This is a genomic window from Pseudomonas cremoris (genome assembly GCF_014230465.1).
Map to the genome: position 1 here is coordinate 263882 of NZ_JAAXCY010000006.1, position 22612 is coordinate 286493.

Annotated in this window: 23 protein-coding genes and 1 pseudogene; 13 read left to right on the forward strand and 11 right to left on the reverse strand. The window is 60.6% G+C overall.

Annotated features, from left to right (window positions below; all coding sequences use genetic code 11):
• The first annotated feature begins 116 nt into the window (after positions 1-116).
• Both rph and HF257_RS17205 read left to right on the forward strand, forming a co-directional pair.
• Positions 117-839 carry a ribonuclease PH gene (gene rph, locus HF257_RS17200; protein WP_017735760.1) on the forward strand — a complete coding sequence of 241 codons (723 nt, stop codon included), beginning with the start codon at positions 117-119 and terminating at the stop codon, positions 837-839.
• A gap of 22 nt (positions 840-861) precedes the next feature.
• Positions 862-1230, forward strand: coding sequence for a DUF4870 domain-containing protein (locus HF257_RS17205; RefSeq protein ID WP_185709990.1), 369 nt, complete (start codon positions 862-864; stop codon positions 1228-1230).
• Positions 1231-1288: 58 nt separating this feature from the next.
• Here the strand turns inward: HF257_RS17205 and HF257_RS17210 are convergent, their stop codons facing one another.
• The gene (locus tag HF257_RS17210) at positions 1289-2068 is read right to left on the reverse strand and encodes an exodeoxyribonuclease III (protein ID WP_003195493.1); all 780 of its coding nucleotides are present in this window, start codon (positions 2066-2068) and stop codon (positions 1289-1291) included.
• 82 nt (positions 2069-2150) lie between these two features.
• Here HF257_RS17210 and pyrE point away from each other — a divergent pair, with 82 nt between their 5' ends.
• Positions 2151-2795, forward strand: coding sequence for an orotate phosphoribosyltransferase (gene pyrE / locus HF257_RS17215; protein ID WP_003195489.1), 645 nt, complete (start codon positions 2151-2153; stop codon positions 2793-2795).
• Between the two features lie 100 nt (positions 2796-2895).
• Here pyrE and argB read toward each other — a convergent pair whose 3' ends face one another.
• The 4 genes and pseudogenes from argB to coaBC all read right to left on the reverse strand — a co-directional run bounded on the left by argB (position 2896) and on the right by coaBC (position 7152).
• The gene (gene argB / locus HF257_RS17220; protein WP_016975925.1) at positions 2896-3801 is read right to left on the reverse strand and encodes an acetylglutamate kinase; all 906 of its coding nucleotides are present in this window, start codon (positions 3799-3801) and stop codon (positions 2896-2898) included.
• A 19-nt stretch (positions 3802-3820) separates the two neighbouring features.
• Positions 3821-5242: pseudogene (locus HF257_RS17225) on the reverse strand (phosphomannomutase/phosphoglucomutase); the annotation flags it as partial.
• Between the two features lie 240 nt (positions 5243-5482).
• A complete protein-coding gene (gene dut, locus HF257_RS17230; RefSeq protein ID WP_095013997.1) occupies positions 5483-5938 on the reverse strand; it encodes a dUTP diphosphatase in 456 nt (151 codons plus the stop codon).
• A gap of 5 nt (positions 5939-5943) precedes the next feature.
• Complete coding sequence (coaBC, locus tag HF257_RS17235) at positions 5944-7152, reverse strand: bifunctional phosphopantothenoylcysteine decarboxylase/phosphopantothenate--cysteine ligase CoaBC (RefSeq protein WP_016970585.1); 1209 nt, start codon at positions 7150-7152, stop codon at positions 5944-5946.
• Between the two features lie 152 nt (positions 7153-7304).
• Here coaBC and radC point away from each other — a divergent pair, with 152 nt between their 5' ends.
• A complete protein-coding gene (gene radC / locus HF257_RS17240; RefSeq protein ID WP_185709988.1) occupies positions 7305-7979 on the forward strand; it encodes a RadC family protein in 675 nt (224 codons plus the stop codon).
• A gap of 28 nt (positions 7980-8007) precedes the next feature.
• On the opposite strand, the gene HF257_RS17245 is transcribed toward radC, so the two are convergent.
• Complete coding sequence (locus HF257_RS17245; protein WP_185709987.1) at positions 8008-9600, reverse strand: ABC transporter substrate-binding protein; 1593 nt, start codon at positions 9598-9600, stop codon at positions 8008-8010.
• A gap of 458 nt (positions 9601-10058) precedes the next feature.
• Between HF257_RS17245 and rpmB the strand changes: the two genes are divergently transcribed.
• Together rpmB and rpmG are read left to right on the forward strand one after the other, a co-directional pair.
• Positions 10059-10292, forward strand: a complete 234-nt coding sequence (rpmB, locus tag HF257_RS17250) for a 50S ribosomal protein L28 (RefSeq protein WP_003176907.1) — start codon at positions 10059-10061, stop codon at positions 10290-10292.
• A gap of 11 nt (positions 10293-10303) precedes the next feature.
• Positions 10304-10459, forward strand: coding sequence for a 50S ribosomal protein L33 (gene rpmG, locus HF257_RS17255; RefSeq protein ID WP_003176906.1), 156 nt, complete (start codon positions 10304-10306; stop codon positions 10457-10459).
• Positions 10460-10530: 71 nt separating this feature from the next.
• On the opposite strand, the gene HF257_RS17260 is transcribed toward rpmG, so the two are convergent.
• Positions 10531-10893 (reverse strand): cupin domain-containing protein, encoded by a 363-nt coding sequence (locus tag HF257_RS17260; protein ID WP_185709986.1) that lies wholly within the window; start codon positions 10891-10893, stop codon positions 10531-10533.
• Positions 10894-11123: 230 nt separating this feature from the next.
• On the opposite strand from HF257_RS17260, the gene HF257_RS17265 reads away from it, so the two are divergent.
• Together HF257_RS17265 and HF257_RS17270 are read left to right on the forward strand one after the other, a co-directional pair.
• Positions 11124-12617, forward strand: a complete 1494-nt coding sequence (locus tag HF257_RS17265; protein ID WP_185709985.1) for an aldehyde dehydrogenase — start codon at positions 11124-11126, stop codon at positions 12615-12617.
• 157 nt (positions 12618-12774) lie between these two features.
• Complete coding sequence (locus HF257_RS17270; RefSeq protein ID WP_185709984.1) at positions 12775-13917, forward strand: MFS transporter; 1143 nt, start codon at positions 12775-12777, stop codon at positions 13915-13917.
• 19 nt (positions 13918-13936) lie between these two features.
• Here the strand turns inward: HF257_RS17270 and HF257_RS17275 are convergent, their stop codons facing one another.
• Positions 13937-15502, reverse strand: a complete 1566-nt coding sequence (locus HF257_RS17275; RefSeq protein WP_185709983.1) for a phospholipase D family protein — start codon at positions 15500-15502, stop codon at positions 13937-13939.
• A gap of 62 nt (positions 15503-15564) precedes the next feature.
• The gene (locus HF257_RS17280) at positions 15565-16989 is read right to left on the reverse strand and encodes an aminotransferase-like domain-containing protein (RefSeq protein ID WP_185709982.1); all 1425 of its coding nucleotides are present in this window, start codon (positions 16987-16989) and stop codon (positions 15565-15567) included.
• A gap of 166 nt (positions 16990-17155) precedes the next feature.
• On the opposite strand from HF257_RS17280, the gene HF257_RS17285 reads away from it, so the two are divergent.
• The gene (locus HF257_RS17285) at positions 17156-17380 is read left to right on the forward strand and encodes a DUF1127 domain-containing protein (RefSeq protein WP_185709981.1); all 225 of its coding nucleotides are present in this window, start codon (positions 17156-17158) and stop codon (positions 17378-17380) included.
• On the opposite strand, the gene HF257_RS17290 is transcribed toward HF257_RS17285, so the two are convergent.
• Complete coding sequence (locus tag HF257_RS17290; RefSeq protein WP_185709980.1) at positions 17381-18673, reverse strand: NAD(P)/FAD-dependent oxidoreductase; 1293 nt, start codon at positions 18671-18673, stop codon at positions 17381-17383.
• 115 nt (positions 18674-18788) lie between these two features.
• Here HF257_RS17290 and HF257_RS17295 point away from each other — a divergent pair, with 115 nt between their 5' ends.
• Positions 18789-19142 (forward strand): YkgJ family cysteine cluster protein, encoded by a 354-nt coding sequence (locus tag HF257_RS17295; RefSeq protein ID WP_185709979.1) that lies wholly within the window; start codon positions 18789-18791, stop codon positions 19140-19142.
• 16 nt (positions 19143-19158) lie between these two features.
• Here the strand turns inward: HF257_RS17295 and HF257_RS17300 are convergent, their stop codons facing one another.
• On the reverse strand, positions 19159-19647 hold the full coding sequence (locus HF257_RS17300) for an Lrp/AsnC ligand binding domain-containing protein (protein WP_003176896.1): 489 nt from the start codon (positions 19645-19647) through the stop codon (positions 19159-19161).
• Between the two features lie 156 nt (positions 19648-19803).
• Between HF257_RS17300 and dadA the strand changes: the two genes are divergently transcribed.
• From dadA to alr, 3 genes are all read left to right on the forward strand, one after another.
• On the forward strand, positions 19804-21105 hold the full coding sequence (gene dadA / locus HF257_RS17305) for a D-amino acid dehydrogenase (protein ID WP_185709978.1): 1302 nt from the start codon (positions 19804-19806) through the stop codon (positions 21103-21105).
• Complete coding sequence (locus HF257_RS17310) at positions 21077-21430, forward strand: RidA family protein (protein WP_185709977.1); 354 nt, start codon at positions 21077-21079, stop codon at positions 21428-21430. Before dadA ends, HF257_RS17310 begins: the two co-directional genes overlap by 29 nt.
• Before the next feature lie 79 nt (positions 21431-21509).
• A complete protein-coding gene (gene alr / locus HF257_RS17315) occupies positions 21510-22583 on the forward strand; it encodes an alanine racemase (RefSeq protein WP_185709976.1) in 1074 nt (357 codons plus the stop codon).
• The last annotated feature ends 29 nt before the right edge of the window (positions 22584-22612 follow it).

Consider the following 22612-nt stretch of genomic DNA (forward strand, 5'->3'; position numbering starts at 1 on the left):
CGCCCAAACAATGGGCGTCAGCCCGGCCATTCGTAACCGAATTTTTAGAAGTGCCCCGAATCGGCTCGCGGCTCTATAATGCTCGGCAGTTTTTGTCCTCAGTACAGGTATCCCCTATGAAACGTCCAAGTGGTCGCGTTGCCGATCAGCTCCGCTCGATCCGCATCACCCGCAACTACACCAAACACGCCGAGGGTTCTGTACTGGTCGAGTTTGGCGATACCAAGGTTATCTGCACCGTCAGCGTCGAAAATGGCGTGCCACGCTTCCTGAAAGGCCAGGGCCAGGGCTGGTTGACCGCCGAATACGGCATGCTGCCGCGCGCGACCGGCGAGCGTAACCAGCGTGAGGCCAGCCGTGGCAAGCAAGGCGGGCGCACCCTGGAAATCCAGCGCCTGATCGGCCGCTCCCTGCGTGCAGCCTTGGACATGTCCAAGCTGGGCGACGTGACCCTGTACGTCGACTGCGACGTGATCCAGGCCGATGGAGGCACCCGTACCGCGTCCATCACCGGCGCCATGGTGGCCCTGGTTGACGCGCTGAAAGTGATCAAGAAGCGTGGCGGCCTCAAAGGCGGTGACCCACTCAAGCAAATGATCGCCGCCGTTTCGGTGGGTATGTACCAGGGCGAGCCTGTGCTGGACCTGGACTACCTGGAGGACTCGGCCGCCGAGACCGACCTGAACGTGGTAATGACCAGCACCGGTGGTTTCATCGAAGTGCAGGGCACCGCCGAAGGCGCGCCATTCCAGCCGGCCGAACTGAACGCCATGCTGGCACTGGCCCAGAAGGGCATGACCGAGATCTTCGAACTGCAGAACGCCGCACTGGCCGACTGAACCGGCTTCAAGGAGAAACGCCATGAGTGACAGCCAATTGCCTGTGTCTACGCCTTCCTATGAAGCGCGCCAGGGTGCGATGTTGTGTCACTTCGCGGCGTTTCTGGGGTTTGTCTTCCCCTTCGGCAGCGTTATTGGGCCGCTGATCCTGTGGCAGCTCAAGAAGGAAAAAGATGCGTTCATTGACGACCAGGGCAAGGAAGCGCTGAACTTCCAGATCACCGTGGCCATCGCCTGGATGGCCTGCGTGGTACTGGCGTTTGCCGTGGTGGGTTTTTTCCTGATGATCGTCCTGGTGATCGCAACCTTGGTGTTGACGATCATTGGCGGCATCAAGGCCAATAAAGGGATCACTTATCGCTATCCCTTTACCTGGCGTCCGGTCAAATAACGGGCGCCCACAAAAAAACCGACAACGATGTCGGTTTTTTTGTACCTGGAAAAAGACCTTAGATGGTCAGTGTCCAGTCGTAGTCCACGATCAGCGGCGCGTGCTGCGAGAAACGTGGCTGGCGCGGCAAGCGTGCACTGCGAACGAACCGGCGCAGACCTGGGGTCAGCAACTGGTAGTCGAAACGCCAGCCCAGGTTGAGCATCTCAGCCTGTTCGTTATCCGGCCACCAGCTGTACTGGTCGCCTTCGCGGCTGACTTCGCGTAGGGCATCTACATAACCCATGTTGCCGACAATCTCGTCCATCCAGGCCCGTTCTGGCGCCAGGAAGCCCGGGGATTGCTGGCTGTCGCGCCAGTTCTTGATATCCAGCTTCTGTTGCGCCACGTACAGCGAGCCACAATAAATGTACTCGCGACGTTTGCGTCGCTGTTTATCCAGGTAACGGGCGAAATCGTCCATTAGCTTGAACTTCTGGTTCAAGTCTTCATCGCCGTTCTGCCCCGAAGGGAGCAGCAAGGTCGCGATGCTGACCTTATCGAAATCGGCTTGCAGGTAGCGCCCGTAGCGGTCGGCTGTCTCGAAGCCGAGGCCGCTGATGACCGCCTTGGGTTGCAACCGCGAATACAAAGCCACGCCACCTTGGGTGGGCACTTCGGCATCGCAGGCATAAAGGAAGTAGCCATCCAGTTGGAAGGCTGGGTCGTCCAGTTCAAAGGCGGAGGCGCGGGTATCCTGCAGGCAGATGACGTCGGCATTCTGGGCTTGCAGCCAACTGAGCAAACCACGCTCGACTGCAGCCTGAATACCATTAACGTTCACACTGATGATCCGCATAAATGGCCCCAAAAATCGCGTGCGTGTATGATACACGCCGTCTACCTAATTAGCTAAATCCGTGGTATCTGAGGCTTTTTTCATGCAGGCGTATCAACGCGATTTCATTCGTTTTGCCATCGATCGCGGCGTTTTGCGCTTCGGTGAGTTCACTCTCAAGTCCGGGCGCACCAGCCCGTACTTCTTCAATGCGGGCTTGTTCAACTCGGGTTCGGCCCTGGCTCAGCTGGGTCGTTTCTATGCGGCAGCCATCGTTGAAAGCGGTATTTCCTTCGACGTACTGTTCGGTCCGGCCTACAAGGGCATTCCCCTGGCGGCTGCGACGGCCGTGGCGCTGGCCGAGCATCACGGGCAGGATCTGCCGTGGTGTTTCAACCGCAAGGAGGCCAAGGCCCATGGCGAAGGCGGTAGCCTGGTGGGCGCGCCGCTCACTGGCGATGTGCTGATCATCGACGACGTGATCACGGCCGGTACTGCCATCCGTGAAGTGATGCAGATCATTGCCTCCCAGGACGGCGCCAAGGCTGCGGGCGTGCTGATCGCGCTGAACCGCCAGGAGCGCGGCAACGGTGAGTTGTCGGCCATCCAGGAAGTGGAGCGTGATTTCGGCATTCCGGTGGTGAGTATCGTGTCGTTGAACCAGGTGTTGCAGTTCCTGGAAGATGATCCACAGCTCAAGCAGCATTTGCCGGCTGTTCGCGCATACCGCGAGCAATTTGGCGTCTGACACACATCCTCTGTGGGAGTCTCTATTTTTCTGCAGAGCCAATGTGCATAAAAAAGGCCCCGCTCAATCAGGTTGAGCGGGGCCTTTTTGTTTGCAGCGGTTAAGGACGCTTGCGATTACTGATCAACGTGCCCATGCCGGTATCGGTGAAGATTTCCAGCAATACCGCATTCGGTACGCGGCCGTCGATGATCAACGAGCTGCCCACGCCGCCTTGCACCGCTTCCAGCGCGCAACGGATTTTCGGCAGCATGCCGCCGTAGATGGTGCCGTCGGCAATCAGCTCGTCCACTTGTTGAGTGGTCAGGCCGGTCAGTACCTTGCCTTCCTTGTCCATCAGGCCGGCGATGTTGGTCAGCAGCATCAGCTTTTCAGCCTTCAGTGCTTCGGCCACCTTGCCGGCTACCAGGTCGGCGTTGATGTTGTAGGACTCACCGTTGGCGCCCACGCCGATCGGTGCGATCACTGGGATGAAGTCACCTTTGACCAGCAGGTTCAGCAGGTCGGTGTTTACACCCACCACTTCGCCCACCTGGCCGATGTCGATGATTTCCGGCTGGGTCATTTCCGGCGTCTGACGGGTCACTGTCAGTTTTTTCGCGCGGATCAGCTCTGCGTCCTTGCCAGTCAGGCCGATGGCGCTGCCGCCGTGGCGGTTGATCAGGTTGACAATGTCCTTGTTGACCTGGCCGCCGAGGACCATCTCCACCACGTCCATGGTTTGCGCGTCAGTGACGCGCATGCCATCGATGAAGTGACTCTCGATCGACAAGCGCTTGAGCAGGTCGCCGATTTGCGGGCCGCCACCGTGCACTACCACCGGGTTGATCCCTACGGCTTTCATCAACACGATGTCGCGGGCAAAGCCGGTTTTCAGCTCGTCGCTTTCCATGGCATTGCCGCCGTATTTGATCACCAGCGTCTTGCCGACGTAGCGTCGAATGTAGGGCAACGCTTCGGAAAGGACCTTGGCGGTGTTGGCAGCGGCTTCGCGTTCGAGGGTCATTCAGGGCTCCGGTAAAAAATCAGAACGGTAATTGGAGATCAGGGGCAACACGTTTCAACTGGGCGTGGAACACGTCCTTGATGCGCTGCAACTCAGCCTCGGTATCCGCCTCGAAGCGCAGGACCAGCACCGGTGTGGTGTTGGACGCGCGCACCAGGCCCCAGCCTTTGGCGTAATCGACTCGCACACCATCAATGAGGGTCAGGTCGGCGCTTTCGCCCCATTGCGCATCGTGCAGTGCGTCAATGATGCTGAATTTGCTCTCCTCGGTCACATGGATATTGATCTCTGGCGTAGAAATATCATTCGGGAAGGTCTGAAACAGCTCTTCGGCGGTGGATTTTTCCTTGCTGAGGATCTCCAGCAGACGAGCGGCACTGTAAATGCCGTCATCAAAGCCGAACCAGCGTTCCTTGAAGAACACGTGACCGCTCATTTCGCCGGCCAACAGGGCGCCGGTTTCCTTCATTTTCTTTTTGATCAACGAGTGACCGGTCTTCCACATTAGCGGGCGACCGCCATATTCCTTGATCAGCGGGGTGAGGCGGCGGGTGCACTTCACGTCGAAGATGATCTCGGCGTTGGCGTTGCGCGCCACCACGTCACGGGCGAACAGCATCAGCAAGCGGTCCGGGAACACGATCTCGCCGGTTTCGGTCACCACGCCCACGCGGTCGCCGTCACCGTCGAAGGCCAGGCCGACGTCGGCCCCGGTTTCCTTGACCTTGGCGATCAGGTCCACCAGGTTTTCAGGCTTGCCCGGGTCCGGGTGATGGTTGGGGAAGTTGCCGTCCACTTCGCAGAACAGCGGGATCACTTCGCAGTTCAGGGCTTCGAGCAGTTGCGGGGCGATCACACCAGCCGCGCCGTTGCCGCAGTCCACCACCACCTTGAGGCGGCGCGCGAGTTTGACGTCGCGGGTGATCTCATCGGAATAGCGCTGCAGGATGTCGACCTTGGTGATGCTGCCTTTGCCGCTGGTCAGGTCGTTGGTTTTCAAGCGGTCGTGCAGGGCCTGGATCTGCTCGTTGGCGAGGGTGTCGCCGGCGATGACGATCTTGAAGCCGTTGTAGTCCGACGGGTTGTGGCTACCCGTGAGCATCACCCCGGATTTGCCGGCCAGGACGTTGGCGGCGTAGTACAGCGCAGGCGTAGGCACCAGGCCGACGTCGCTGACGTGGCAGCCGCTGTCGGCCAAGCCCTGGATCAATTGCTCCACCAACTCGGGGCCGGAAAGCCGACCGTCACGACCGACCGATACGTTCGGCTCGTCCTGCGCCAGGCTTTGGGAGCCGATGGCGCGGCCAATCCAGTAGGCAGTTTCGGCGGTCAGGGTCTTGGGCACCACGCCACGGATGTCGTAGGCGCGAAAGATGCTGTCGGGGAATGTCGGGGCTACTCGGGCTGCGGTACTCATCGCGGGGGGAAACTCCATCTGAAGGGGGCAAAGCTGGCCTTAATGTGGCTGACCGGCAGGCTCAAACTGAAGGGTATGACGGTGTTTTCGGCAGAGAGTTCGTGGTGCAAAAATGCCATCGGAGCGTGCGCTCCGTCTTGTCGCTTGCGTAATGCATTGATTTCACTGGGGAAATCTCGCTTGTAAAATCCGCGCATTCTTCGTCCTGAAAAGCCTTGCGGTGGCGTCGAGCCGGGCAATAGCACCCGGCCAGATTCAGCTTAGTCAGTGACTGCCGGAATGCCCAAAGCCGCCTGCGCCGCGTTGGGTTTCGTCGAATTCCTGCACCAGTTCGAAGTGCGCCTGCACGACTGGCACCAGCACCAACTGGGCAATACGTTCGCCAACGGCGATGTTGAACGCGGTCTGGCCACGGTTCCAGCACGACACCATCAACTCGCCTTGGTAGTCCGAATCGATCAGGCCCACCAGGTTACCCAGCACGATGCCGTGTTTGTGGCCCAGGCCCGAGCGCGGCAGGATCAGAGCCGCCAGGCCCGGATCGCCGACGTAGATCGACAGGCCGGTGGGGATCAGGATGGTCTGGCCCGGCTCAAGGACGGTGTCTTGCTTGAGCATGGCGCGCAGGTCCAGGCCGGCTGAGCCTGGGGTGGCGTAGGCCGGCAGTGGGAATTCGTTGCCGATGCGGGGGTCGAGGATCTTGGCTTGCAAAGCGTGCATGGAAATTAAACCTGGTTCAGCCGTTGGGCGATAAAAGAGATCAGTTGGCGGGCAATCTTGCCCTTGCTGGTCTGGGCGAAAAGGGTGGCGTGCAGGTCACGGTCGATCACGCTGCAGGCGTTTTCCTCGCTGTTGAAGCCGATGCTCGGGTTGGCGACATCATTGGCAACGATCAGGTCGAGGTTTTTGTCTTTCAGTTTGCGTGCGGCGTAGTCCAGCAGGTGCTCTGTTTCGGCGGCAAAGCCGACGCTGAACGGACGGTCCGGGCGAGTGGCGATGGTGGCCAGAATGTCTGGGTTGCGCACCATTTGCAGGAGCAGGCCGTCGCCGCTCGTAGGGTCTTTCTTGAGCTTTTGCGGCGCAACGACTTCCGGGCGGTAGTCCGCAACCGCAGCCGAGGCGATAAACAGGTCGCAGGGAATGGCCGCTTCACAGGCCGCGAGCATGTCGCGGGCGCTGACGACGTCGATTCGCGTGACCCGATCGGGTGTCGGCAAATGCACTGGGCCGGTGATCAGGGTGACGCGTGCGCCTGCCTCGACCGCCGCTTCAGCCAAGGCAAAGCCCATTTTTCCTGAGCTATGGTTGGTGATGTAGCGCACCGGGTCGATGTTTTCCTGAGTCGGGCCGGCGGTGATCAGCACGTGCTTACCGGTCAGGGCCAGGTGCTGGAAGCACTCGGCGGCGCACAGTGCGAGGTCGGTGGCTTCAAGCATGCGGCCCATGCCGACGTCGCCGCAGGCCTGGCTGCCGGATGCCGGGCCGAACACCTTGAGGCCACGGCTTTGCAGGAGTTGGGTGTTGGCCTGGGTGGCAGGGTCGCGCCACATGGCCTGGTTCATGGCCGGCGCAATGGCGACAGTGGCGTCGGTGGCCAGTACCAGCGTGGTCAGCAGGTCATCGGCGATACCTTGGGCGAGGCGGGCGATCAGGTCGGCAGTGGCCGGGGCGATCAACACCAGGTCGGCCCACTTGGCCAGTTCGATATGGCCCATGGCAGCCTCGGCCGCCGGGTCCAGCAGGTCCAGGTGAACCGGGTGGCCGGACAAGGCCTGCATGGTCAGCGGGGTGATGAATTCACTGCCGCCGCGTGTCATGACCACGCGCACTTCGGCGCCTTGGTCCAGGAGCCTGCGAACCAGCTCTGCGCTCTTGTAGGCGGCAATGCCGCCGCCGACGCCGAGAACGATGCGTTTCCGATACAGACGCTGCATTGGTTTGCCTTTCCAGTTCAGTGATGCCAGTTCAATGACGCCTGCGATGCCCCCTCCCCAGGTGAAATCGCACGCAAAAAAGAGGGCCTACGATAACACAGCGCCCGCCAGGCTACAGCGGTGCGCATTGCGCACATGGAGAGGGAGGTGGGATGAGTATTCGTGATTGGCCAGCGGCAGAGCGGCCACGGGAGAAGCTGTTGGAGTGGGGCGCGACGAGCTTGTCCGACGCAGAGCTGCTGGCGATCTTCCTGCGTACCGGGGTGACCGGCAGGAGCGCGGTGGACTTGGCGCGCCACCTGTTGGCGCAATTTGGTGGCTTGCGACCGTTGTTGGAGGCCAGCCAAACGGTGTTCAACCAGCAGTTGGGCCTGGGGCCAGCAAAGTTTGCCCAGTTGCAGGCGGTGCTGGAAATGTCCCGGCGTCATCTGGCGGAACGGTTGCGCGTTGATTCGGTGCTGGAAAGTCCGGTGGCCGTGCGTGATTACCTCAAGGCGCTGTTGCGTCATGAGCCCCATGAAACCTTCGGCTGCCTGTTTCTTGATTCAAAGCATCGGGTGTTGGGGTTTGAGGCCTTGTTCCAGGGCACTATCGACGGTGCCGTGGTTTACCCACGGCAAGTGGTCAAGCGTGCGCTGGCCTACAACGCGGCGGCGCTGATCCTGTGTCACAACCATCCTTCCGGAAGTGTGGAGCCCAGCGCAGCAGATCGAAAACTGACCAAGACTCTGCAAAAAGCCTTGGAAGTGGTGGATGTGCGGGTGCTCGACCACATCATCGTGGGCGACGGTGATCCCTTGTCGATGGCGGAATATGGGTGGATGTAACCCCGCCCGGTCCGGGCGGGGCGGGTGTTCAGGGCTTGACGCTGACCTTGGAGAAGTCTTGGCGTCCGAACGGGCTCACCTGATAACCCTCGACATTCTTGCGTGCCAGGGCGAACGCCGTCGGGTGTGCCAGCGGCAGCCACAGTGCCTGCTGCTGGATCTGCGCCTGGGCCTGCTGGTACAGCTTGCTGCGCACCCCTTGCTCACTGGTGGTCTTGCCGGCACTGATCAGCTTGTCCAGCGCGGGGTCGCAGTAGCGGGCGAAGTTGGTGCCCGATTTGACTGCCGCGCAGGAGAACTGCGGCGTCAAGAAGTTATCCGGGTCGCCGTTGTCGCCGGCCCAGCCCATGAACAGCAGGTCGTGCTCACCCGCCTTGGCGCGGCGGATCAACTCGCCCCATTCGATCACACGGATCTCGGCCTGGATGCCGACCTTGGCCAGGTCCGCCTGCAACAACTGCGCGCCGAGGTTCGGGTTGGGGTTCAGCAGGCTGCCAGTGGGGCGTGTCCAGATAGTGGTCTTGAAACCGTCCTTGAGCCCGGCACGGTTCAGCAATGCCTTGGCCTTGGCCAAGTCCTGTGGATAACCCGGCAAGTCCTTGGCGTAGCTCCAGGTGTTGGGTGGGTAAGGACCGTTGGCGGCTTCGGCGGTGCCTTCAAACACGGCCTTGAGGTAGCTGGCCTTGTCGAACGCCAGGTTGATTGCCTGGCGTACTTCGGGCTTGTCCAGCGGTGGATGCTGGCTGTTGATGGCGACGAATGCCGTCATGAAGGCGGCGGTTTTTTCGACCTTGAGCGCTGCGTCTTTCTCGGCTTCGCCTACATCCAGGGGTTTTGGCGAGAGGGCGATCTGGCATTCATCGCGGTGCAATTTCTGCAAGCGTACGTTGGCGTCCGGGGTGATCGCGAAGATCAAGTTATCCACAGGTGGTTTGCCTGCGAAGTAGTCCGGGTTGGCCTTGTAGCGCACCACGGCGTCTTTCTGGAAACGCACGAAAACGAACGGCCCGGTGCCGATGGGCTGGCTGTTGAGTTTCTCGGGCGTGCCGGCTTTGAGCAGTTTGTCGGCGTATTCCGCCGGGTAGATCGAAGCAAAGCCCATGCTCAACGCGGCGAGGAAGGTGGAGTCGGCGTGATCAAGGGTGAAGCGCACGGTCAGCGGGTCGAGCGCGTCGATCTTCTTGACCAGCGTCGGCAACTGCAGCGACTGCGCGTGGGGAAAGCCGCTCTGGGCGATCTTGTGCCAAGGGTTGGCCGGGTCGAGCATGCGCTCGAAGCTGAAGCGTACGTCTTCGGCGGTCAGGGAGCGGCTTGGGACGAAATAGTCGGTGCGATGGAATTTCACATCCGGGTGCAGCTTGAACGTGTAGGTCAGGCCATCCGGCGACACTTCCCAGCTGTCTGCCAGGCTGGGCACTAGCTTGCCGCTGGCCGCGTCATAGTCCACTAAGCGGTTCATCAGCACATCGGCCGAGGCATTGGTGGTGGTCAGCGAATTGTATTGCACCACATCGAACCCTTCGGGGCTGGCCTCGGTGCAGACGCTCAAGTTGCTGGCGGCAGAGGCCAGCGGCGCGATAAATAGAGGGGCGAGCAACAGCGGTAGGGCAGCGAGGCGCATGTTCGGTTTCCTTTGCAGATCGAAGGCCCATCTGCGAGTGCAGTCTGGAAAAGTCCTACCGTAGTGCTCAGATTGCCAAATGACTAGCCCATTTTTGCCTGTGCTTTTGCCTCAAATGCTGTTTTGATGGCGCCTCAGCGTATTTCGCCGAGCACTTCACCGTGCGCGCAGGCGCTGTAAATCATTCTGTGCGACGAGCGGTCGGCTATTCCGGCGGCCCCTCCTGGCAACGGTTCAGGTGTGTTTTACCTAGAATTAGGTCGGTAAAAACACACGGGCTGTTGTTGCACTGGGGTCTTTCTGGTATAAAGCAGCGCTCTTTTCTAGGGGCCCGGTTCCTTCGCTTGTAGGTGTAGCCGGTAAGACCCTAAAGAAACGCGGCGCCTGGCGCCAAATGACTGAGAGATTAAGCGGCCAACCCATGCCGGGTTGGGCATGTGGTTTTAGAGGGCTGAGGCATGTCGAGAGTCTGTCAAGTTACCGGTAAGGGTCCGGTGACTGGGAATAACATTTCCCACGCAAATAACAAAACCCGTCGTCGTTTCCTGCCGAACCTGCAGCATCACCGCTTCTGGGTTGAAGAAGAGAAACGTTTTGTTCGCCTGCGTGTATCTGCCAAAGGCATGCGTATCATCGACAAGCGTGGCATCACTGTCGTGCTGGCCGAAATCCGCGCCGCTGGCAAGATCTAAGGAGCTCTATCATGCGTGAATTGATTCGAATGATCTCTAGCGCCGGTACTGGTCACTTCTACACTACCGACAAGAACAAGCGTACTACCCCGGACAAGCTCGAAAAGAAAATGTTCGACCCGCGCGTTCGCAAGCACGTGATCTACAAAGAAGGCAAAATCAAGTAATTGATTTTCTTCCTTGTGAAAAAAAGCCCGTATCTCACGATACGGGCTTTTTTTTGCCTGCGATTTGCTGATCAGGCCTTTTGTTCAAACACCACGTAGATCTTGCGGCACGGCTCCAGCACTTCCCAGGTGCCACTGAAGCCGGCGGGGATCACGAAGCGGTCGCCGGCGCGCAAGGTCTTTGCGTTACCCTCGGCATCGCGCAATACCGAAACACCCTGCACGATCTCGCAGTACTCATGTTCGCTGTAGTTGACCTTCCAGTGCCCGACTTCACCTTCCCAGACCCCGGCACTCATCTGCCCGCACGGGCTGTTGTAGTGGTTGTAGATCGTTTGTTCGGGATCGCCCTTGAGGATTTTTTCTGCGGCAGGGCGGTAGCGTTCGGGGGCGGTGTTGGCTTGGCTGAAGTCGACGATGTCCTGGATGCTCATGTGCGTGTCCCGTCTGGCCTGCGGTTGGAGAGCCCAAAGTCTATGTTTATTAAAATGAACATCGCAAGGGAGTTTGCTGGCGTTATGTCAAATATATTGAAACATCCCCAGCGGCTGGTTTAGGGTGGCAGCTGCCTTGAGCCGAACAGCAGGCTGGCCGGGCAAGAATTCTTTGAGGCTGCCGGGGGACATCGCCTGGCCCTTGTATTCAATAAGAGGAGGACACTCGCATGACCACCCTGACCCGTGCCGACTGGGAACAACGCGCCAAGGATCTGAAGATCGAAGGCCGCGCCTACATCAACGGCGAGTACACCGCTGCTGCTTCCGGTGACACCTTCGAATGCATCAGCCCGGTCGATGGCCGCTTGCTGGCCACCGTCGCCAGCTGTGACGTGGCCGACGCCCAGCGCGCCGTGGAAAATGCCCGCGCTACCTTCAATTCCGGTGTTTGGTCGCGCCTTGCGCCGGCCAAGCGCAAATCCGCCATGATCCGATTCGCCGCACTGCTCAAGGCCAATGCCGAAGAGCTGGCGCTGCTCGAAACCTTGGACATGGGCAAGCCGATCAGCGACTCCTTGTACATCGACGTGCCTGGCGCAGCCAACGCGCTGAGCTGGAGCGGCGAGGCTATCGACAAGATCTACGATGAAGTTGCCGCCACCCCGCACGACCAGCTTGGGCTTGTGACGCGTGAGCCTGTCGGCGTGGTTGGCGCCATCGTGCCGTGGAACTTCCCGTTGATGATGGCCTGCTGGAAGCTGGGGCCGGCGCTGTCTACCGGTAACTCCGTAATCCTCAAGCCATCGGAAAAATCCCCACTGACCGCCATCCGCATCGCCGCATTGGCGGTTGAAGCGGGCATTCCGAAAGGCGTGTTCAACGTGCTGCCTGGTTATGGCCACACCGTGGGCAACGCGCTGGCGCTGCACATGGACGTCGACACGCTGGTGTTCACCGGTTCGACCAAAATCGCCAAGCAACTGTTGATCCGCTCCGGCGAGTCGAACATGAAGCGTGTTTGGCTGGAAGCCGGTGGCAAGAGCCCGAACATCGTGTTCGCTGACGCGCCGGACCTGCAAGCCGCGGCTGAATCCGCCGCTGGCGCCATAGCTTTCAACCAGGGTGAAGTCTGCACCGCCGGCTCGCGTCTGCTGGTCGAGCGTTCGATCAAGGATAAATTCCTGCCGCTGGTGATCGAGGCTCTCAAGGCCTGGAAGCCAGGCAACCCGCTGGACCCGGCGACCAACGTTGGCGCTTTGGTGGACACCCAGCAGATGAACACCGTGCTGTCCTACATCGAGGCCGGCCATGCTGACGGCGCCAAGCTGGTGGCGGGCGGCAAGCGCACCCTGGAAGAAACCGGTGGCACCTACGTAGAGCCAACGATTTTCGACGGCGTGACCAATGCCATGAAGATCGCCAAGGAAGAGATCTTCGGCCCAGTCTTGTCGGTGATCACCTTTGATAGCGCCGAAGAAGCGATAGCCATTGCCAACGACACTATCTACGGCCTGGCCGCAGCGGTGTGGACAGCCGATATCTCCAAGGCGCACCTCACCGCCAAGGCACTGCGCGCCGGTAGCGTGTGGGTCAACCAGTATGACGGCGGCGATATGACCGCACCGTTCGGTGGCTTCAAGCAGTCGGGTAACGGCCGCGACAAGTCGCTGCATGCGTTCGACAAGTACACCGAGCTGAAGTCGACCTGGATCAAGCTGTAACTTTCAGGTCTCACCGCAGCTAAAAATGTGGGAGCGGGCTTGCTCGCGAATGCGGAGTATCAGTACCAGATGAGCTGGCTGACCCACCGCATTCGCGAGCAAGCCCGCTCCCACACTGTTTTGTGTGCTCTCAAAAACTATCCACAGGAGCGTGGAAATGCGTTGGGCGACTTATTTCGCCGTGCTGGCCTCGGTCCTCAGCGTCGGCCTGGCGCTGGGTGTCAGCATGCCGCTGGTGTCCCTACGGCTTGAAGGCTGGGGCTACGGCAGTTTCGCCATTGGTGTCATGGCCGCCATGCCGGCGTTCGGCGTGTTGCTCGGGGCGAAGGTTTCCAGCCGCATGGCCTCTTGGCTCGGCACTGCCAACCTGATGCGCCTGTGCCTGTGGGCGGGTGCAGTGTCCATTGGCTTGCTGGCGATTTTGCCCAGCTATCCGGTATGGCTGGTGCTGCGGCTGATGATCGGGGTGATCCTGACCATTGTGTTTATTCTGGGCGAAAGCTGGATCAACCAATTGGTGGTGGAGCAATGGCGTGGCCGGCTGGTGGCGCTGTATGGCTGTAGTTATGCCTTGAGCCAACTGTCGGGCCCGTTGCTGTTGGGCGTGCTCGGTACCGATCATGACTACGGCTTCTGGGTGGGCGTAGGCCTGCTGGTGGTGGCACCAGTGCTGTTACTGGGCCGCACTGGCGCACCCACTGCCGAGTCGTTCAGCGTGACTTTCGCAGACTTGTGGCGCTTCTGCCTGAGCCTGCCGGCGATTGCTTGGGCGGTGGCTTTATTCGCAGCGTTCGAGGCGATGATTCTGACGTTGTTGCCGGTGTATTGCCTGCAACAAGGCTTCACTGCCGAGGTCGCGTTGGCGATGGTCAGTACGGTGGTGGTGGGTGATGCGTTGTTGCAATTGCCCATTGGCGCACTGGCCGACTACCTGCCGCGACGGACGTTGTTCTTGGCTTGCGCGGTGCTGTTGTTGGTGTCGAGCCTGGCGATTCCGCTGTTGATGCATACATCGCTGATCTGGCCGGTTTGGGTGTTGTTCGGCGCCAGTGCCGGCGGGTTGTTCACACTGTCGTTGATATTGATCGGCGAGCGTTATCGTGACGATGCATTGGTACGTGCCAACGCCCACGTGGCACAGCTGTGGGGGATTGGCTGCTTGATCGGGCCGTTGGTGGCCGGTGCGGGCAGCCAGTGGATCAGCGGGCATGCGCTGCCGTTACTGATGGCGGCGGGTGCGTTGGGGCTGGTGTTGTTGTTGCTGCGCCAGGGCGCGTTCGGGATCGCGCAGCCAACCTGACCTTGAAATGCCGCTCCCACTAGAGCATGCGTTCCAAGCCAACGCTGGTGGCGAACCACGCATTGAACCGCCGCCACCAACTGCCCGGCTCGCGGTCCAGGGTGTGGAGTTGGCCGTTATCCTCGGTCACCCACACCACTTGGCCGTCCTGCAATTTCGCCTCATAGCTCAACGCGGGGGCCATGCCTTCCAGCGCCAGGTTGCGCACATGCTCCGCCAGCTCGGGGCTGTCTACCAGCACGCCGACTTCGGTGTTCCACAGCACGGAGCGTGGGTCGAAGTTGAACGAACCGATAAACGACTTCTGCCGATCAAAGATCATCGCCTTGCTGTGCAAGCTTGAGTCCGAGCCGCGGAACGTGCCGCGCCGGAACAGGTGCGGGCCACTACCGCCGCCATCGCCGGGCTGGCGGCGCAGTTCATAGAGTTTTACGCCATGCTCCAGCAGCGCCTTGCGGTACGGCGCGTACCCTCCGTGAACGGCCGGAACATCGGTGGCCTCCAGGGAGTTGGTCAACAGGCTGACCGACACGCCCGCGTCCGCGCGCCCGGTCAGGTACACCAGCCCCGGCTGGCCCGGCACGAAATACGCCGAGATCATCATCAGTTCGTGGCTGACCCCTTCCAGTTCCGGCTCCAGTTGAGTGGTGAGCAATAACCTGGGGTCTGGTTCGGCGGTGGCCAGTACTTTGCTGGGTGCATCCCACAATGCCTGGTTCCAGGCCCAGATCAGCTCACTGCGCCAGATGTCCATGCGCGGCTGGGTTTGATAAGTGCGCAAGCGGCTGTAGAGGGCGTGATTCTGCTGGCGCGATTCGGCGAGCGATGCTTCCAGGCGTGTGCGCGCAGCGTTCAGGTCGCCTTTGGAAGGGCTGTTTGAGACAAAGTCATCAATCGGCTTGCTCAGGGCGCTGTTCCAGTACTGGTCGAAGCTGTGGCCGAGTTGCTCCGCCACCGGGCCCACGCTGAGCATGTCGATATCGGTGAAGTTGAGGTTGGGCTCGGCGTCGAAGTACTCATCCCCCAGGTTGCGCCCGCCGACAATCGCCACGCTGTTGTCCGCCAGCCACAGTTTGTTATGCATGCGCCGGTGCTGCAGCGACAGGTTGAACAAACGCCCCATGGCCCGCGTCACACCCGTGCTGCGCCCCAGGTGCAGCGGGTTGAACAAGCGAATCTCGATCTTGGGGTGGGCGGCGAGGGTGGCGATGATCTGGTCGAGGCCGTCGCTGGTGGTGTCGTCCAGCAGGATGCGCACCCGTACGCCACGGTCGGCGGCCTTGAGCAATTCATCCACCAGCATGCGCGTGCTGATGCCGTCGTGGACGATGTAGTACTGCAGGTCGAGGCTGGTTTGGGCGTTGCGGATCAGTTCGGCGCGGGCCATGAACGCTTCGCTGCTGTTGGGCAGCAGGCGAAAGCCCGAGCGTCCTTGGTAAGGCGCGGCCTGGGCCTGGATCGAACGGCCAAAGGAAGACTGCGCGGCAGGCAGGGCATCGCTGGGGATGCGCGGTGTGCTCACCGTGGCGCAACCGCCCAGGGTCAGGGCTCCCAGCAGGAAGAGCGGTAATAGCCGTCGAATCATCAAAGGGTTCGCTTCCAGATCAGGGCGGTTGTCGGCATATGACGGCTATTTCCCGCGAAAGGTCAGTCCACTGTTTCGGCCAGCAGCTTGATTGCGGCAGTCCCCACTTTGCGCACAGCCTCTTCTATCTGCGGGGTTGGCTTGGCAGAGTAGTTCATGCGCAGGCAGTTCCGGTACTTGCCGGATGCAGAAAAGATGCTTCCCACAGCGACCTGTACGCCTTGTTCCACCAGGATGCGATTGAGCTTTAACGTGTCAAAACCTTCCGGCAGCTCAACCCACAGCATAAAGCTGCCTTGGGGCCGACTGGCGCGAGTGCCGACCGGAAAATAGCGGCTGACCCAGTCGAGCATCAGGTCGCGATTGCGCTGGTATTGAGTGCGCATCCGGCGTAAATGCGGTTCGAAATGGCCGCCTTTCAAAAACTCGGCGATGGCAATCTGCGGTTGTGTGGCGGTGGAGCCGGTGCTGATGTATTTCATGTGCAGCACCCGTTCCAGGTAACGGCCCGGCGCAACCCAGCCGATGCGCAGGCCTGGCGCGAGGGTTTTCGAGAAGGAACTGCACAGCAGCACGCGACCGTCCTCGTCGAAGGATTTGATGGTACGCGGGCGCGGGTAGCTGTAGGCCAATTCGCCATACACATCGTCTTCGATGATCGCCACGTCAAAACGCTGCGCCAGGGTCAGCAGTGCCCGTTTGCGCGCCTCCGGCATGATGTAGCCCAAGGGGTTGTTGCAGTTGGGGGTCAGCTGAATGACTTTGATCGGCCACTGTTCCAGCGCCAGTTCCAGCGCTTCGAGGCTGATGCCGGTGATAGGGTCGGTGGGGATTTCCAGGGCTTTCATGCCCAGGCCCTTGAGGGTCTGCATCGCGCCATGAAAGCTGGGGGAGTCCACCGCGACGATATCACCGGGCTCGCAGATGGCATGGATGCTGGCAGACAGTGCCTCATGGCAGCCGGTGGTGATCACAATGTCATCGGCGGTCAGTTGGCAGCCGGAATCCAGTGACAGTCGGGCGATTTGCTCGCGCAAATCCATACAGCCGAGGATGTTGTCGTAATACAGTCCCGGCAGGTCCTGGCGCCGGCTCACGCGCGCCAGGCTGCGCAGCAGGGGTTTGAGGGTGGGCGTCAAAACATCCGGCATGCCACGGCCCATCTGTATGACGTCTTTGCGCGGCACCGCGCGAATCAGCTCCAGCACCTGGTCCCACTGGGAAATTTCCACTGGGCGCTGTGCCGGACGGCCAACCTCCGGCAATGCCGGCAACTCACGCCCGACGGGTACAAAGTAGCCGGATTTTGGCTTTGGCATCGCCAGGCCGTTGTCTTCCAGCAGCCGATAAGCTTGCTGCACGGTGCTCAGGCTAACCCCATGCTCGATGCTCAGGGCGCGTACAGAGGGCAGACGATCGCCAGGACGGTAGAAGCCTTGTTCGATGCGAGTGCCCAACAGTTCGGCAAGGTTGACGTAGAGGGTCATGGCGGTCGCTCCCAAGGGACCAGTACAGATAGGGCGAAAATACAGGATTCAGCGGCACATAGGCAGTGTCTGTATGGATTTAATAAAGAAGGGTTGAATCTGTAACGGTTTGGCGGGCACGCCCATTCTAGTCACTCATGGCAACAGGCAAATGAGGGACGGTAAAATGAGCGGCATGAGCGATGTGCGGTTGGCGTTACACGGTCAGGAATTGGAAGCGGGGCAGGGTTCGACAATGTCGGCAACTACCAGCAGCCGGTGGACGCTGTTCTGGCGCCGCAGCCATACCCGAAAGGCCCTGCTTGATATGAGCGTCGAGCAACTGCGCGACATCGGCCTAACTGCAGAGCAGGCGCGCCGGGAAGGCGTAAAACCTTTCTGGCGCGGCTGATCACACCAGCTCTTTGAACCGGTGCCACAACATCCCCAATGCCAATAGCGGCGAACGCAGGTGTATGCCGCCAGGGAAGGTGATGTGGGGCACCCGGGCAAACAGGTCGAAGCGACCCTGCTGCTGGCCGCTGATGGCTTCGGCCAGTAGCTTACCGGCCAGGTGCGTGGCATTGAGGCCGTGGCCTGCGTAAGCCTGGGCGTAATACACGTTGGGTTGATCGGCCAAGCGGCCAATCTGCGGCAGGCGATTGGCGCCGATACCGATCATGCCGCCCCACTGGAAGTCGATCTTCACGTCAGCCAGTTGTGGAAACACCTTGAGCATTTTTGGCCGCATATAGGCGCCAATATCCTGGGGATCGCGACCGGAGTAGTGGCAGGCCCCACCAAACAACAGGCGGCGGTCGGCGGACAATCGGAAGTAGTCCACGGTTACCCGTTGATCACACACAGCCATATTCTGCGGCAGCAGGCTGGCGGCCTGGGCTTCGCTCAACGGCTCAGTGGCGATGATGTAGCTGCCGGCGGGCAGCACTTTGCCGCCCAGTTGCGGGTTCAGGCCATTGAGGTAGGCGTTGCAGGCCAGCACCAGCGTTTTGGCGCGCACATGGCCTTGAGCGGTGTGCACCTTGACCTCAGGGCCGTAGTCGATGCGCGTCACTTCGGATTGTTCGAACAGCTTTACGCCCAGTTGCTGCGCGGCGCCCGCTTCGCCAAGTGCCAGGTTCAATGGGTGCAAATGGCCGGAGCCCATGTCGATCATGCCGCCCACATAACGGTCGGAGCCGATCACGCTGCCCATTTCGCCAGCCTGTAGCAGGCGTACTTCGTGGTGATAGCCGAGGCTGCGCAACTCTTCGGCGTCCTCGGCCAACTCCTGCATGTGATGGGGTTTGTTGGCCAGGTCGCAGTAACCCCAGGTCAGGTCGCAAGGAATCTGGTAGCGCTCTACGCGCTCGCGCACGATCTCCACCGCTTCCAGGCCCATCAGCTTCATCTGGCGCACACCGTCGGTACCGATCACGTTGGTGAACTGGTCCAGGCCGTGGCCAACGCCGCGAATCAGCTGGCCGCCATTGCGCCCGCTGGCGCCCCAACCGATCTTGCGTGCTTCCAGCAACGCCACGCTGAAGCCGCGCTCGGCCAGTTCCAGGGCGGTGTTCAGCCCCGAATACCCGCCGCCAATCACGCACACATCGGCAACCACTTCGCCGTTCAACACCGGGTAATCGGGTTGCGGCACGCTGCTGGCGGCGTAGTAGGAAGCGGTGTGCCGGGCGCTGGCAGTCATGGGGAGCATCCCTGTTTGGAAAATTTGACGCAGGATACAGCGGTCGGGCGAAGCTGTCTCATTGCAGGCTTTTGCGGCAGAATCCACGCCTATCCGCCGTTCGGTACCCGTTTCGATGAGTTGCAACAGCCAGAAAATCAGCGCCCTGCGTAGGCAGATTCCTTCGTTCGAATGCGTGCCCGGCTGCCACGACTGCTGTGGGCCAGTGACTACTTCGCCCGAGGAAATGTCGCGCTTGCCGCGCAAGACTGCTGCCGAGCAGGACGCGGCCATGGACGAGCTGAACTGCGTGCACCTGGGCCCCAACGGTTGCACGGTGTACGACGAGCGTCCGCTGATTTGCCGGCTGTTCGGCACCACCAAGACCCTGCCATGCCCGAATGGGCGCCGGCCTGTGGAGTTGATTCATCCACAGGTGGAGAAGCAGATCCATGAGTACATGGCCAGTACTAGGCAAGTACTGGTCTGACAGATGTAGCCGCCTGTCAGTCCGGAATGGGCAGGTTCAGGCTCTCCTTCACCTCTTCCATCACGATATAGCTCTTGGACTCCCGCACATGGGGCAGCTTGAGCAGGATATCGCCAAGCAGTTTGCGGTACGACGCCATCTCTGAGATGCGCGCCTTCACCAGGTAGTCGAAGTCACCCGACACCAAATGGCATTCCAGCACGTGAGGCAGTTTGAGCACGGCGCGGCGGAACTCTTCAAAGGTGTCGCCGGATTTGTAATCGAGGCTGATCTCGACAAATACCAGCAAACTTCCCTTCAAATGCTGCGGATTGAGCCGCGCGTTGTAGCCCATGATGATCCCTTCACGCTCCAGTCGGCGCACGCGCTCGGTGCACGGCGTGGTCGACAGCCCGACCTTTTCTCCCAGCTCCGTGAACGAAATTCGCCCGTCGGTTTGCAGGATACGCAGGATGTTGCGGTCGATTTTGTCCAGCTCCCGCTTGGTCTGGGTGTTGGTACGCATAGGGGATACGCCTCTGTAAAAAGGGTTTTTGCCGAGAATTGTCGCCAAATATAGGCACTTATATAGTGAAATGCACTGGCAATAATTTTTTACACTGCGCCCATCATTGCTCGAATAACACACGTCAGCGGCCATGCCCGCGATGAGGATATAAAAATGCGCGTTCTGGTCTTGGGTAGCGGCGTCATTGGGGTGACCAGTGCCTACTATTTGGCTCGGGCCGGCTTTGAAGTGGTTGTGGTCGACCGTCAGCCCGCCGCTGCCATGGAAACCAGCTTCGCCAACGCCGGCCAGGTGTCCCCGGGCTATGCCTCGCCTTGGGCCGCGCCGGGCGTGCCACTCAAAGCCATCAAGTGGCTGTTGGAGCGTCACGCACCCTTGGCCATCAAAGCCACCGCCGATATCGACCAATACCTGTGGATGGCGCAGATGCTGCGCAACTGCACCGCTAGCCGTTATGCGGTGAACAAAGAGCGCATGGTGCGCCTGTCCGAATACAGCCGCGACTGCCTCGACGAACTGCGCGCCGAGACTGGCATTGCCTACGAAGGCCGCAGCCTCGGGACTACCCAGCTGTTCCGTACACAGGCCCAGCTTGATGGCGCCGCCAAAGACATCGCCGTGCTGAAAGAATCTGGCGTTCCCTTCGAACTGCTCGACCGCGCTGGTATCGCCCGCGTCGAACCGGCCCTGGCCAGTGTCACCGACATCCTCGCCGGTGCTCTGCGCCTGCCGAACGACCAGACGGGCGACTGCCAGATGTTCACCACCCGCCTGGTCGAGATGTGCAAGCAACTGGGCGTGGAATTCCGCTTCGAACAAGATATTCAGCGCCTGGACTACGCTGGCGACCGCATCAACGGTGTGTTGATCGACGGCAAGCTCGAAACCGCTGACCGCTATGTACTGGCCCTTGGCAGCTACTCGCCGAAGCTGCTCAAGCCGCTGGGGATCAAGGCGCCGGTGTACCCGCTCAAGGGTTACTCGCTGACCGTGCCGATCACCAATCCGGCAATGGCGCCGACGTCGACCATTCTCGACGAGACCTACAAGGTTGCGATCACCCGTTTCGACAACCGCATCCGCGTCGGCGGCATGGCTGAAATAGCCGGTTTTGACCTGTCGCTTAACCCGCGCCGACGCGAAACCCTGGAGATGATCGTCAACGACCTTTATCCTCAGGGCGGCGATCTGGCCCAGGCTTCGTTCTGGACCGGCTTGCGCCCAACCACGCCTGACGGCACGCCGATTGTTGGTGCCACCCCGTTCAAGAACCTGTTCCTGAACACCGGCCATGGCACCCTCGGTTGGACCATGGCCTGTGGTTCCGGGCGTTTGCTGGCGGACCTGATGGCGAAGAAAACGCCGCAGATCAGCGCTGCAGGTCTCGATATTTCCCGTTATGGCAACCACCAGGAGTCCGCAAAACATGTCAATCCAGCGCCAGCTCACCAATGAGCGCATGAGCCAGATCGTTGTCCACAGCGGTACCGTGTATCTGGCAGGGCAAGTCGGCGACGACATGAGTGCCGGGATTGAAAAGCAGACCCGTGAAACCTTGGCCAACATCGAGCGTCTGTTGGACCTGGCCGGCACCGACAAAAGCAAGTTGCTGTCGGTGACGATCTACCTGAAAGACATCGACGCCGATTTTGCCGGCATGAACGCGGTGTGGGACAAGTGGCTGCCCAAAGGCGTCGCCCCGGCTCGCGCCACGGTCCAAGCCAAGCTGTGCGAACCGGAAATCCTGGTAGAGCTGTCCGTCGTGGCCGCGCTGCCTTAAACATAGATCCCTCTCCCGGCGCCGACGTTGTTGGTCGGTGCCGGTTTTTCTTCACTCTGCCGCCTAGAAGCCTGCCGCCATGCGTCCTGCCCGTGCCCTGATCGACCTTCAAGCCCTGCGCCACAACTACCAATTGGCCCGTGAAGTCACGGGGGCCAAGGCCCTTGCCGTGGTCAAGGCCGATGCCTACGGCCATGGCGCCGTGCGGGTGGCCCAGGCGTTGGAAGCCGAGGCCGATGGCTTTGCCGTGGCGTGCATCGAAGAGGCGCTGGAACTGCGTGCCGCCGGCATTCGTGCGCCGGTTTTGTTGCTGGAAGGCTTTTTTGAAGCCGACGAGCTGCCGCTGATCAACGAGCATGACTTGTGGTGCGTGGTGCATTCGTTGTGGCAGTTGGAGGCGATCGAGCAGGCCAAGCTGAGCAAGCCGCTGACCATCTGGCTCAAGCTCGATTCGGGCATGCACCGTGTTGGCCTGCACCCCAAGGATTACCACGAGGCGTACCAGCGCCTGCTGGCCAGCGGCAAGGTAGCGAAGATCGTATTGATGAGCCACTTCGCCCGCGCCGATGAGCTCGATTGCGTGCGCAGTGACGAACAGGTGGCCGTGTTTGAAGCGGCGCGCCAAGGCCTATCGGCTGAGGTCAGCCTGCGCAACTCGCCGTCGGTGATGGGTTGGCCGAATGTTTCCAGCGACTGGGTACGGCCGGGCATCATGCTCTACGGCGCCACGCCGTTTGGCGAAGACCAGGCCGTGGCCGCGCGTCTGCAGCCGGTGATGACCTTGGAATCGAAAGTCATCTGCGTGCGCGAGCTGCCGGCTGGGGAACCAGTGGGCTACGGCGCCCGGTTCATCACGCCCAAGCCGATGCGCATCGGCGTGGTTGCCATGGGTTATGCCGATGGTTACCCGCGCCACGCACCGACCGGCACCCCCGTGCTGGTTGCCGGGCAACGCAGCCAACTGCTCGGGCGTGTGTCGATGGATATGCTGTGCATCGACCTGACGGACGTGCCCCAGGCCGGCCTGGGCTCCACGGTGGAATTGTGGGGTAAAAACATCCTTGCCAGTGACATTGCCGTCGCCGCCGAAACCATTCCCTACCAGATCTTCTGCAACTTGCGCCGCGTGCCAAGGCTCTATTCCGGCGCTTGATCGCCAGGAACGAACACAGCTGCCCGGGA